The 11,891-nt window shown below is 69.1% G+C and carries 10 protein-coding genes; 1 reads left to right on the forward strand and 9 read right to left on the reverse strand.

Annotated elements, in window-relative coordinates; all coding sequences use genetic code 11:
• Positions 1 to 80: 80 nt before the first annotated feature.
• The 4 genes from ACIQD6_RS00290 to ACIQD6_RS00305 form a co-directional block, all read right to left on the reverse strand.
• Positions 81 to 1,142, reverse strand: a complete 1,062-nt coding sequence (locus ACIQD6_RS00290) for a M28 family metallopeptidase (protein ID WP_401876608.1) — start codon at positions 1,140 to 1,142, stop codon at positions 81 to 83.
• Between the two features lie 316 nt (positions 1,143 to 1,458).
• Positions 1,459 to 1,908, reverse strand: coding sequence for a VOC family protein (locus ACIQD6_RS00295; protein WP_401876610.1), 450 nt, complete (start codon positions 1,906 to 1,908; stop codon positions 1,459 to 1,461).
• A 67-nt stretch (positions 1,909 to 1,975) separates the two neighbouring features.
• Positions 1,976 to 2,971, reverse strand: a complete 996-nt coding sequence (gene rarD, locus ACIQD6_RS00300) for an EamA family transporter RarD (RefSeq protein WP_401876612.1) — start codon at positions 2,969 to 2,971, stop codon at positions 1,976 to 1,978.
• Positions 2,972 to 3,151: 180 nt separating this feature from the next.
• Complete coding sequence (locus ACIQD6_RS00305; RefSeq protein ID WP_401876613.1) at positions 3,152 to 4,012, reverse strand: SDR family oxidoreductase; 861 nt, start codon at positions 4,010 to 4,012, stop codon at positions 3,152 to 3,154.
• Positions 4,013 to 4,201: 189 nt separating this feature from the next.
• Between ACIQD6_RS00305 and ACIQD6_RS00310 the strand changes: the two genes are divergently transcribed.
• Entirely contained in the window at positions 4,202 to 4,540 is a 339-nt protein-coding gene (locus ACIQD6_RS00310; protein WP_401878001.1) for a winged helix-turn-helix transcriptional regulator, read from the forward strand.
• Positions 4,541 to 4,616: 76 nt separating this feature from the next.
• Here the strand turns inward: ACIQD6_RS00310 and ACIQD6_RS00315 are convergent, their stop codons facing one another.
• The 5 genes from ACIQD6_RS00315 to ACIQD6_RS00335 all read right to left on the reverse strand — a co-directional run bounded on the left by ACIQD6_RS00315 (position 4,617) and on the right by ACIQD6_RS00335 (position 11,813).
• Positions 4,617 to 5,618, reverse strand: coding sequence for a 2-oxoacid:ferredoxin oxidoreductase subunit beta (locus ACIQD6_RS00315; protein WP_401878002.1), 1,002 nt, complete (start codon positions 5,616 to 5,618; stop codon positions 4,617 to 4,619).
• A gap of 148 nt (positions 5,619 to 5,766) precedes the next feature.
• A complete protein-coding gene (locus tag ACIQD6_RS00320; RefSeq protein ID WP_401876614.1) occupies positions 5,767 to 7,800 on the reverse strand; it encodes a 2-oxoacid:acceptor oxidoreductase subunit alpha in 2,034 nt (677 codons plus the stop codon).
• A gap of 456 nt (positions 7,801 to 8,256) precedes the next feature.
• Positions 8,257 to 8,916, reverse strand: a complete 660-nt coding sequence (locus ACIQD6_RS00325; protein WP_401878003.1) for a response regulator — start codon at positions 8,914 to 8,916, stop codon at positions 8,257 to 8,259.
• 155 nt (positions 8,917 to 9,071) lie between these two features.
• Entirely contained in the window at positions 9,072 to 10,385 is a 1,314-nt protein-coding gene (locus tag ACIQD6_RS00330) for a sensor histidine kinase (protein WP_401878004.1), read from the reverse strand.
• A gap of 228 nt (positions 10,386 to 10,613) precedes the next feature.
• Positions 10,614 to 11,813, reverse strand: coding sequence for a sensor histidine kinase (locus ACIQD6_RS00335; protein ID WP_401876616.1), 1,200 nt, complete (start codon positions 11,811 to 11,813; stop codon positions 10,614 to 10,616).
• Positions 11,814 to 11,891 lie beyond the last annotated feature (78 nt).

Here is an 11,891-nt window from a genome sequence, read left to right on the forward strand (position 1 = left end):
CACCCCCGCACATGGCCAACCGCCCGCGTGTGTGCCGTACGCACACGCGGGCGGTTGTGGGAAGAAGGCTGCCGGAAGGCTTACTGGGCGCCGGAGAGCGACCAGACCGCGTAGGCGACGGCGTCGCTGTTGCGGTTGAGCGCGGTGTCGTTGATGTTCGACGTGGTGTCGCACGAGCGGTGGTAGCACTGGTCGAAGGCGCGCCCTGAGGTGCCGCCCCACTTCTGCGCCTGTGCGGCGGTCTTGATGTAGTCGGCGCCGCTGAAGAGCCCGCCGACCGGGATGCCCACGTTCTTGAACGGGGCGTGGTCGGAGCGGCCGTCGCCCTCGGTCTCGATCTCCGTCGCGACCCCGAGGCCCGCGTAGTAGGTCTTGAAGGTCTGCTCGATCGTCGGGTCGTCGTCATAGACGAAGTACCCGGGGTTCGGAGAGCCGATCATGTCGAAGTTCAGATAGCCGCTGATCTTCGAACGATCGGCGCTCGGCAGGTTGTTGACGTAGTAGCGCGAGCCGACCAGACCCAGCTCCTCCGCGCCCCACCAGGCGAAACGCAGATGCTTTGTCGGCTTGAGCTGCGCGCGGGAGACGGCGAGCGCGGTCTCCAGGATGGCTGCCGAACCCGAGCCGTTGTCGTTGATACCGGCACCGGCGGTGACCGAGTCGAGGTGAGAACCGGCCATGACGACCTGGTTCGTATCGCCGCCCGGCCAGTCGGCGATCAGGTTGTAGCCGGTGGAGCCGCTGGAGGTGAACTGCTGCACGGAGGTGGTGAATCCGGCAGCGTCCAGCTTGCCCTTCACGTAATTGACGGACGCCAGATAGCCGGCCCGGCCATGGGCCCGGTTCCCGCCGTTGGCGGCGGCGATCGACGACAGCTGGGTCAGATGTGCCTTGACGTTCGCGAGCGGGATGTCGGGCGCGGCGAGGACGGCCGATTGTGAGGCCAGTGAGGCCTGTGCGGGCTGCACGGCCTGGGCCGGTCTGGGAGCGGGGGCGGGCGCCGCGGTCGCGGCGGGCGCCGCGCCGGCGAACAGCCCGGAGAGTGCGAGCCCGGCGACCGCGGCTGTAGCCGTGGCCTTGACCTTGCGGGCGGCCGGTATTCGGCCAGGTATGCGGCGTACTCCAGGAACGGAGAGCTTCATGGGGGGGCTCCGGATTCCGAACGGGGACAGGGACGGAACGTGCGAGACGCCCCACGACGACGTCGGCGTGAGGCGTTGGAGCTACACAGCGCCCAGAGTGTCGCGTGCTGGGTACTGCGCTGTGCGTGCTGAATGGTTGGTGACGGCATGACTGGCCGTCAAGAGCAAGAACCGGTCATAGGCCTTCGCTGAACGTTCGCTGAACGGACGGAATGAGACCTCAATCGGTCGTCCCCTGCCGGAAAGCCCCGTACACCCCGACTTGCGGGAGCGTGCGGGGTGTACGGGACGTACGGAACGTGCTGTGAGGGGCGGTCTAATGCACGCAGAACTCGTTACCTTCAGGGTCGGACATAAGGGTCCATTCCCCGCCGGGCACCTTCACTCGTCGGAGCACTGTCGCGCCCAGCCCCTCCAGGCGTTCGACCTCGGCCTCACGCTCCCCGGGGGCGGAGTGCACGTCCAGGTGCAGCCGGTTCTTCGTCGTCTTCGCCTCCGGCACGCGCTGGAAGAGGATCCGCCGGCCGAGCCCGACACCGGTGCCCTCGTCGTACGGGTCGTCCGGATGACGGACGGCGATCAGATCCCGCCAGGCGCGTCGGCCGTGCGATTCCACGGTGTCCGCGTCCGATGCGTGGCCCTGGCTGAGCAGTTGCCCGATGAGGGCGCTGTTGTCCTCGACGAGATAGCCCATGGCGTCGGCCCAGAAGTCGGCCTGAGCGTGCGGATCGCCCGAGTCCATCACAAGTTTCCAGTGCAGGGTCATGGACACCATTTGTATGGGCTACGTGATGGAGCCCGCAACGGACACGAGCGTGAACAGCACCCGTTCCCTAAGGGGCGGACGAGGGCTCGCTCCGGGCCGGCCCGGATTCCGTCCGTTCCGCCGACAGGGCCGGTGCACCCGCCTTCGCCGCCGCTGCCAGCCGCAGCGCCTGCGACTTCGTACGGCGGGCCGTCCGCAGCGCGTCCCAGGTCAGGATCGACAGCGCCAGCCAGACCAGCGAGAAACCAGCCCACCGCTGCGGCGGCATCTCCTCGTGGAAGTACAGGATGCCCAGCAGGAACTGGAAGACGGGAGCCAGATACTGGAGCAGGCCCAGCGTCGAGAGCCGTACCCGTATCGCCGCCGCGCCGAAGCAGACCAGCGGGATGGCGGTGACCAGGCCCGTGGACGCGAGCAGAGCCACATGGCCCGCCCCCTGCGTGCCGATCGTGGCCGAGCCGGAGGCGCTCAGCCACACCAGAAAACCGAGGGCGGGCAGGAAAAGGATCGCCGTCTCCGCCGCCAGTGACTCCAGACCGCCGATATTGATCTTCTTCTTGACCAGGCCGTAGGTCGCGAACGAGAAGGCCAGTATCAGCGAGATCCAGGGCGGCCGCCCGTACCCGACAGCGAGCACCAACACCGCCCCGAGGCCGATGAGCACCGCTGCCCACTGGGCCGCCCGCAGTCGTTCCTTGAGGAGGAGGACACCCATGGCGATGGTCACCAGGGGGTTGATGAAGTAGCCGAGAGAGGCTTCGACGACCCGGCCGGTATTGACCGCCCAGATGTAGAAACCCCAGTTGATGGTGATCACGACGGCGGCCACGGCTATGAGCCCCAGCTTGCGGGGCTGCCGTATCAGCTCCCGTATCCAGCCCCAGCGGCGCAGCGCCAGCAGCCAGATGACGACGAGGGCGAGTGACCAGACCATCCGGTGGGCGAGGATCTCCATCGCCCCGGCCGGTTCGAGCAGTGGCCAGAAGAGCGGGACCAGGCCCCACATCCCGTACGCCGCGATCCCGTAGAACAGTCCCGCCCGCTGGTCGCCGTCCGTCTTCACTGGCCCTCCCCGCTCCCGCGCGCCGCCCCGGCGCGGCGCCCCGAAGACGGTAGCGCCGAGCGGATGGAGATGTCATGCCCGTATCGCCATACGGTCATGACGCGAAGGGATGCGGCCAGGCAGGAAGGAGAGCGAAGGGGGAGCGAAGGGGGAAGCGGAGCAAGGGACTTGGAGCCGCCCTCAGGCCTTGAGTGCCTCGGCGACCGAGTCGGCGAGCGGGGTGGTCGGGCGGCCGATCAGCCGGGCCAGGTCACCTGTCGTACGGGCGAGCAGCCCGCGCCCGATCGCGTTGTCCACATCCACGAAGATCTCGGCCAGCGGCGCGGGCAGCCCCGCACCGGTGAGGATCTCCAGCCGTGCCTCGGGGGTGACATCGCTGTAGGTGATGGTCCGCCCGGTCTGCCGTGACAGCTCGGCCGCGTACTCGGCGAAGGACCACGCCGTGTCGCCGCTCAGCTCGTACACCGTGTTCAGGTGCCCCTCGCCGGTCACCACAGCGGCCGCCGCGGCCGCGTAGTCCGCGCGGGCCGCGGAGGCGACGAGGCCCTCGCCCGCGTTGGCCACGACGGTGCCGTGCTCCAGTACGGGAGCCAGGCTCTCGGTGTAGTTCTCGGTGTACCAGCCGTTGCGCAGGAAGGTGTAGGGCAGGCCGGAGTCGAGGATCAGCTGCTCGGTGACCTTGTGCTCGGCGGCCAGCTGGAAGTCGGCCTCGGGCCCGCCCAGGACGCCGGTGTACGCGAGCTGTGCCACGCCCGCCGCCTTCGCGGCGTCGATGACCGCGGTGTGCTGCGGCACGCGACGGCCGACCTCGCTGCCGGACACCAGCAGCACCCGGTCGCCGGCGCGGAACGCCGCCGCCAGCGTCTCGGGCCGGTCGTAGTCGGCGACGCGCAGCTCGACGCCGCGCGCCGCGAGTGCCGCGGCCTTCTCCTCGTTCCGTACGACGGCGGCGATTCCGTCGGCCGGGGCGCCGGTGGCCAGCAGGGACTCGATGACGAGGCGGCCGAGGTGTCCGGTGGCTCCGGTGACAACGATGCTCATGGGGTGTTTCTCCAGTTCATGCGTTCATGCGTTCATGCGGTTTCGTATCGCTCTGATGCTCACTTTAGGAGGGACACTAACCATGCGAAAGTACCCACTTTGAAGTAAGGTACTGGCGTGACAGTAAGCAAGGAATCGCAGGAGTCCCCGGCGCGATCGGTGATCAAGCAGCCGGATGTGAACCGGGCCATGTGCCCGTCCCGGCTGGTCCTGGAACACGTCACCAGCCGCTGGGGGGTGCTCGTGCTGGCCGCCCTGCTGGAGCGCTCGTACCGCTTCAGCGAACTGCGGCGCACGGTCGGCGGCGTCAGCGAGAAGATGCTCGCCCAGACCCTCCAGACCCTGGAACGCGACGGTTTCGTCCACCGCGACGCCAAGCCCGTGATCCCGCCGCGCGTCGACTACTCGCTGACCGAGCTGGGACGCGAGGCGGCGGAACAGGTGTGGGGGCTGGCGCGCTGGACGGAGCGGCGGCTCGGCGAGGTGGACAAGGCGCGTCAGGCATACGACGAGGCCCGGACCTCCTGAGAGATCCGGGCCCCGGGACGCGTCGAAGCGACGGCGGAAGCGGTCGCGTCGACCGGCGACCGCGAACTGTCGACGGTCAGCCGACAACCGTCCAGGTGTCGCCACCGGCCAGCATCGCCGCCAGATCTCCCTTGCCGTGTTTCTCGGCGGCAGCGTCGAGCTGGTCCGACATCAACGTGTCGTAGACGGGCCGTTCCACACTGCGCAGCACGCCGATCGGCGTGTGGTGCAGGGTGTCCGGGTCCGCGAGGCGTGACAGCGCGAACGCCGTGGTGGGGCTGCTCGCGTGCGCGTCGTGGACGAGGATCCGCGACTCGTTCTCGGGAGTGATGGTCACGGCCTGGAGGTCACCGGTGGCCGGGTCCCTGACCACACCCTTCGCGCCGTCCACGCCGAAGCGGATCGGCTGCCCGTGCTCCAGCCGGATCACGGCTTCCTGGGCCTTCTCCCGGTCCTTGAGGACCTCGAAGGCACCGTCGTTGAAGATGTTGCAGTTCTGGTAGATCTCCACCAGCGCCGTGCCGGGATGGTCGGCCGCCTGCCGCAGCACCTCGGTGAGGTGCTTGCGGTCGGAGTCGACCGTGCGGGCCACGAACGACGCCTCCGCGCCGATCGCCAGCGACACCGGGTTGAACGGCGCGTCGAGCGAGCCCATCGGTGTCGACTTGGTGATCTTCCCGATCTCCGAGGTGGGGGAGTACTGCCCCTTGGTCAGGCCGTAGATCCGGTTGTTGAACAGCAGGATCTTGAGGTTGACGTTCCGGCGCAGCGCGTGGATGAGGTGGTTGCCGCCGATGGAGAGCGCGTCGCCGTCGCCGGTGACGACCCAGACGGACAGATCGCGGCGCGAGGTGGCCAGGCCGGTGGCGATGGCGGGGGCGCGGCCGTGGATGGAGTGCATCCCGTACGTGTTCATGTAGTACGGGAAGCGGGAGGAGCAGCCGATGCCGGAGACGAAGACGATGTTCTCCTTGGCCAGGCCCAGTTCGGGCATGAAGCCCTGGACCGCGGCCAGTACCGCGTAGTCACCGCAGCCGGGGCACCAGCGGACCTCCTGGTCCGACTTGAAGTCCTTCATGGACTGCTTGGCCTCGGCCTTGGGGACCAGCGTCAGCAACTCGTTCGCGCCGGAAGTCGCGCCGGAGGCCGTACCGGAGGTCGCGCCGGGGATTGTCCCGGGGATTGTCCCGGACGCCGTCCCGGAGACCGTCCCAGAGGTCGTCGTATCAGGCATCGATGGCCTCCTGGAGAGCCGTGGCGAGCTGCGCGGCCTTGAACGGCATGCCGTTGACCTGGTTGTACGAGTGGGCGTCGACCAGATACTTCGCCCGCAGCAGTGTGGCGAGCTGACCGAGGTTCATCTCCGGCACCACGACCTTGTCGTACCGCCTCAGGATCTCCCCGAGATTGCGCGGGAAGGGGTTGAGGTGGCGCAGATGGGCCTGCGCGATGGGCATGCCGCTCTTGCGCAGCCGGCGTACGGCGGCGGTGATCGGCCCGTACGTCGAGCCCCAGCCCAGCACGAGCGTGCGGGCGCCGTCCGGGTCGTCGACGGCCAGGTCGGGGACCTCGATGCCGTCGACCTTGGCCTGGCGGGTGCGCACCATGAAGTCGTGGTTGGCCGGGTCGTACGAGATGTTGCCCGTGCCGTCCTGCTTCTCGATGCCGCCGATGCGGTGTTCGAGGCCGGGCGTGCCGGGTACCGCCCAGGGGCGGGCCAGGGTGTGCGGGTCGCGCTTGTACGGCCAGAACACCTCGGTGCCGTCGGCCAGTTCGTGGTTGGGGCCGGTCGCGAACCGCACCCGCAGGTCCGGGAGTTCGACCGTCTCCGGGATCCGCCAGGGCTCAGAACCGTTGGCGAGGTAGCCGTCGGAGAGCAGGAACACCGGGGTCCGGTAGGTCAGCGCGATCCGGGCGGCTTCCAGCGCGGCGTCGAAACAGTCCGCCGGTGTCCGGGGCGCGACCACCGGGACCGGCGCCTCGCCGTTACGCCCGTACATCGCCTGGAGGAGGTCCGCCTGCTCCGTCTTGGTCGGCAGGCCGGTGGACGGGCCGCCCCGCTGGATGGCGACGACCAGCAACGGCAGCTCCAGCGAGACCGCCAGACCGATCGTCTCCGACTTGAGCGCCACCCCGGGGCCCGAGGTGGTGGTGACGGCGAGGGCGCCACCGAAAGCCGCGCCTAACGCGGCACCGACGGCGGCGATCTCGTCCTCCGCCTGGAAGGTCCGTACGCCGAAGTTCTTGTGCCGGGACAGCTCGTGCAGGATGTCCGACGCCGGGGTGATCGGGTACGAGCCCAGGTAGAGCGGCAGCTCCGACTGGTGTCCGGCGGCGATCAGACCGTACGACAGGGCCAGGTTCCCCGAGATGTTGCGGTAGGTTCCGGCCGGGAACGCGGTGTCGGCCGGGGCGACTTCGTACGAGACGGCGAAGTCCTCGGTGGTCTCGCCGAAGTTCCACCCCGCGCGGAACGCGGTCACGTTCGCCTCGGCGATCTGGGGCTTCTTGGCGAACTTGGCCCGCAGGAACTTCTCGGTACTCTCGGTCGGCCGGTTGTACATCCACGACAGCAGCCCGAGCGCGAACATGTTCTTCGAGCGCTCGGCCTCCTTGCGGGAGAGCCCGAACTCCTTGAGCGCCTCGATCGTCAGTGTCGTCAGCGGCACCGGATGGACCTGATAGCCGTCCAGTGAGCCGTCCTCCAGCGGCGAGTTCAGGTAACCGACCTTGGCCATCGGGCGCTTGGTGAACTCATCGGTGTTCACGATGATTTCGGCACCGCGCGGCACATCGGCGATGTTCGCCTTCAAGGCGGCCGGGTTCATCGCGACCAGCACGTTGGGGGCGTCGCCCGGCGTCAGGATGTCGTGGTCGGCGAAGTGCAGCTGGAACGAGGACACACCGGGCAGGGTCCCGGCTGGCGCGCGGATCTCGGCCGGGAAGTTCGGCAGGGTCGACAGGTCGTTCCCGAACGACGCGGTCTCCGAGGTGAACCGGTCACCCGTCAGCTGCATCCCGTCACCCGAGTCGCCCGCGAAGCGGATGATGACCCGGTCGAGACGGCGGACTTCCTTCTTCTCGCCCGCGCCTGCCTGTCCCGGTGCCTGTCCCGGTGCCTGTCCGGGTGCCTGTCCGGGTGCTTGTCCCGACGCTTGTCCCGGCTGAGAGACGCGCTGTTCCCCGGCGGCACCGTCGTTCCCACTGGCGCCCTCGGTCTCGTCGGCCTGTTCGGCCGGGCTACTGACCTGGCTTGTCACTGAACTGGACCTCCCTCGAGGCGGCGGCTCGGGACCGTCCGGCAACCGGCGGTCCCGGATGCCCACCCTACGTCGGTAAGGGTCACCTTCCCTGGATCCTTGTGCGATGGACGTCATTTTGAGATGCCCCGACGTATGGCTTTGTCACGTTTTCCCCACCCCTGAGTGCTCCGACGAGGGCCGTTCCGCCCTCATCCTTTAGTTCTAGGTCCAGTCCCTCCAGCCCTGGTCCTCGCCCTTGTCCGGGGCTCTCCCCCGTCGCACGCCCCGTTACGCGTCTCGTGAGGGTGACGTGTACCCGCGCGTTTGACGCGAGGGAGGCGGAGGGGGAGGAGAGGGGACAGGAAGACAGAGGAGACAGGGGTATGACAGGGCGACAGGAAGACAGAGAAGGCAGAGAAGACAGGGGTGGGAGGTGACGCGGTGCGGATAACGGCGGTGCGGATAACGCGACGGTCAGGTCTTCAGATACGTCAGTACGGCCAGCACCCGGCGGTGATCCCCGTCGCTGGGGGAGAGACCGAGCTTCAGGAAGATATTGCTGACGTGCTTCTCGACCGCACCGTCACTCACCACCAACTGCCGGGCGACGGCCGAGTTCGTCCTTCCCTCGGCCATCAGTCCCAGGACCTCCCGCTCACGGGGCGTCAGCCCGGCCAGGACGTCCTGCTTCCGGCTCCGGCCCAGCAACTGCGCCACGACCTCCGGGTCCAGCGCCGTACCACCGCTCGCCACCCGCACCACGGCATCCACGAACTCCCGGACCTCGGCCACCCGGTCCTTGAGCAGATATCCCACGCCCCGGCTGTTTCCGGCCAGCAGTTCGGTGGCGTACTGCTCCTCGACGTACTGCGACAGCACCAGCACCCCGATCCCCGGATGGTCCCGGCGCAGCCGCACGGCCGCCCGTACCCCCTCGTCGGTGTGGGTCGGCGGCATCCGTACGTCCGCGACCACCACATCCGGCAGCGCGCCCTGATCCGCCAGGTCGCCCACGGTCTTGATCAGTGCTTCCCCGTCACCGACACCGGCGACCACGTCGTGCCCGCGGTCGGTCAGCAGCCGGGTCAGGCCCTCCCGAAGCAGCACTGAGTCCTCGGCGATGACCACCCGCACTCTGTCCCCCACGATCTGACGCCCCCCACTGTTCAGGTGTGCCTGCTCTGTGCCTCCAGCATCTCAGTATTCGGATCGCTCCGGACCTGCCTGCGAAGAATTAGCCGGTTGCCGCCGGTTGCCGCCGGTTGCCGCCGGTTGCCCACTGCGTGCGGTCAGCCCCGCCAGGGCAGTTCCGCCGTCACCGAGGTCGGGCCACCGGCCGGGGAGTTGATGACGAGGATGCCGTCCACCGCGTCCAGCCGTTCCGCCAGCCCGGCCAGACTGCTGCTCGCCAAGGTGTCCGCCCCGCCCCTGCCGTCGTCCGTGACCTGAAGCATCAGCCGGTCGTACGTCCGCCACACATCCACCGAGGCGCGTGTCGCCCTGGCGTGCCTGCTGATGTTCTGGAGCAGCTCGGAGACCGTGAAGTAGGCGATGCCCTCGATCGCCGCCGCCGGCCTGGCGGGCAGGTCGACGTCCACCGTCACGGGGACCGCGCAGCGCGAGGCGACGGCGGACAGTGCGGCGTCCAGGCCGCGGTCGGTGAGAATGGCCGGGTGGATGCCGCGCGCGAGATCGCGCAGCTCCTGGAGGGCCGTCTTCACCTCCCCGTGCGCTTCGTCGACCATGCGCGCCGCCGCCTCGGGGTCCTCCGCCATTTTCTCCTTCGCCAGCCCCAGATCCATGGCCAGGGCGACCAGGCGGGCTTGTGCGCCGTCGTGCAGGTCGCGTTCGATCCGGCGCAGGTCGGCCGCCGCCGTGTCGACCACCACGCCCCGGTCCGACTCCAGCTCGGAGACCCGGTTGGCCAGCCGGGACGGCCCGAGCAGCCCGGCGACCAGCAGCCGGTCCACGCTCGTCAGACCGCGTATCACCCAGGGCGAGACGAGCACCAGCACCAGTCCGAACCCGCTCGTGACCGTGACCTCGAACGGAGTGTCGAGGTAGAAGCCGTTCCCGTTGCCGTCGCTGTAGAGCGCGATACCCGACTGGTTGAGGTTGCCGGGGAACATCCACTGCCACAGCGGATACGAGAACAGCCCCCAGGCCGTGGCCCATAGCGTCAGGGAGACCGTGAACGCGAATACCGCCCACGGCAGTTGCAGCACCGCGTACAGCAGGTGCCGCCAGGACACCCCGCTCTTCAGAACGGCGCCGACCCACGACAGGAGGCCGCCCTCCTTGCCGCGGACCGGCGCGGGCTCCGCCACGTTCAGCCCCAGCATCGCCCGGGCCCGCGCCCGCTCCAGCATCCCGAAGCCGCGGCAGCCGACCAGGCCGGCCGCCAGTACCGGGACACCGAGGAACGTGACGAGCAGGCCCGCGCCCAGCGCGAACATCGTGACCGCGTAGGTGAACAGCACGACGCTGATCGGCAGGCTGATCATCAGATAGCCGAATGCGAGCCAGGTGCGGGCCTCGACCGGCGCGCGCAGAGCCGGAGGAAGGAAGTGGCGCCGCGTGTGCGTTCCGTAATCCGTATCCATACCCATGGCCATCGGTGGTGTCCATTCTGCGAGCGGGGTCTGAGCGGGTCCGTAGGGGCGAGGTCTGTTCGAGCGCGGTGTGTCAAGCGGCGTCTGTACGAGGGCGGTTCGCACGACCGAGCTCCGCACCTCCATGTCGATGTCCATGCTCCGGGGGCCCGGACCCCCGCACCATGAGGCCGGTCTCCGTCTTCACCGTGGGGTTTTCCCCACCCCCGGGATGCGGTGTCAGGCCTGCCCGCGCTGTCGCCAGGGCAGCTCCGCCGTCACGACCGTGGGACCCCCGGCCGGTGAGTCGAGGACGAACAGCCCGTCGACCGCCCCGAGCCGCTCGGACAGTCCGGACATGCCCGTACCGCCGTCCAGCCGCGCACCGCCCTGCCCGTCGTCCTGGACCTGGATCAGCAGCCGGTCGTCCGTCCGCCAGACGTCGACGGACGCGGTACGCGCCGCGCTGTGCTTGCTGACGTTCTGGAGCAGCTCGGAGACCGTGAAGTACGCGATGCCCTCGATCGCCTCCGCGGGCCGCTCGTCCAGACCGACGGTCACGGTCACCGGGACCGTGCAGCGGGACGCGATGGCGGACAGTGCCGCGTCCAGGCCGCGGTCGGTGAGGACGGCGGGGTGGATGCCGCGCGCGAGATCGCGCAGCTCCTGGAGCGCCAGCTTCACCTCGCCGTGCGCCTCGTCCACCATCTCGGCGGCCGCTTCCGGGTCCTCCGTCAGCTTCTCCTTGGCGAGGCCGAGCCCCATGGCCAGGGCGACCAGGCGGGCTTGTGCGCCGTCGTGCAGGTCGCGTTCGATCCGGCGCAGGTCGGCCGCCGCCGTGTCGACCACCACGCCCCGGTCCGACTCCAGCTCGCTGATCCGCCGCTCCAACTCGTCGGAGGGCGAGAGCAGCCCCCGCACCATCACCCGGTCGGCGTTGGCGAGTCCGCGCACCACGTAGGGGAGGCCCGGCCAGAGGACGAAGAGACCCACCAGGGTGACGCAGAACGTCAGTACGCCCCAGGGCAGCCGTATGAACTCGTACAGCACCGTCCGCCACGCCACCGGGTCCTTCAGCCCCGCCCACACCCAGCCCAGGAAGCCTCTGGTACGGACGCGCTCGCGCCCGCGTGCGCGTCCGTACCCGCGCAGGGGGCTCGGCTCGTCAATTCGTACGCCCAGCAGCGCGCGCGCCCGCGCACGCTCCATTCGGCCGAACAATCGCGCGCCGGTGAGACCGCAGACGAGCCAGGGCAGACCGATCACCGTGACCGACAGCCCCACACCCGTGGAGATCATCACCACCACATAGACGAACCCGGCCAGAGCGAGCGGCAGATTCGCGAGCAGATGCGCGATCTCTTTCCAGGTGTGCCGGTCGTACGCGAGGCGCACCGGTGGCGGCCGGTCATCGTCGGGGAGGTCGCTGCTCACGGTCATAGGGACCAAGACTGCCCGCACCGAATGCCGCACGCCATGGGGTTGCTGGGGGAGGGCCGGGTAGGGATAACCCCCCTA

The sequence above is a fragment of the Streptomyces sp. NPDC088400 genome, assembly GCF_044753355.1.
GTDB lineage: Bacteria > Actinomycetota > Actinomycetes > Streptomycetales > Streptomycetaceae > Streptomyces.

Coding starts and splice junctions, on each gene's coding strand:
- ACIQD6_RS00290 (WP_401876608.1), bottom strand. CDS start 1,142: ATGAAGCTCTCCGTTCCTGGAGTACGCCGCATACCTGGCCGAATACCG.
- ACIQD6_RS00295 (WP_401876610.1), bottom strand. CDS start 1,908: ATGACCCTGCACTGGAAACTTGTGATGGACTCGGGCGATCCGCACGCT.
- ACIQD6_RS00305 (WP_401876613.1), bottom strand. CDS start 4,012: ATGAGCATCGTTGTCACCGGAGCCACCGGACACCTCGGCCGCCTCGTC.
- ACIQD6_RS00310 (WP_401878001.1), top strand. CDS start 4,202: ATGTGCCCGTCCCGGCTGGTCCTGGAACACGTCACCAGCCGCTGGGGG.
- ACIQD6_RS00315 (WP_401878002.1), bottom strand. CDS start 5,618: ATGAAGGACTTCAAGTCGGACCAGGAGGTCCGCTGGTGCCCCGGCTGC.
- ACIQD6_RS00330 (WP_401878004.1), bottom strand. CDS start 10,385: ATGGATACGGATTACGGAACGCACACGCGGCGCCACTTCCTTCCTCCG.
- ACIQD6_RS00335 (WP_401876616.1), bottom strand. CDS start 11,813: ATGACCGTGAGCAGCGACCTCCCCGACGATGACCGGCCGCCACCGGTG.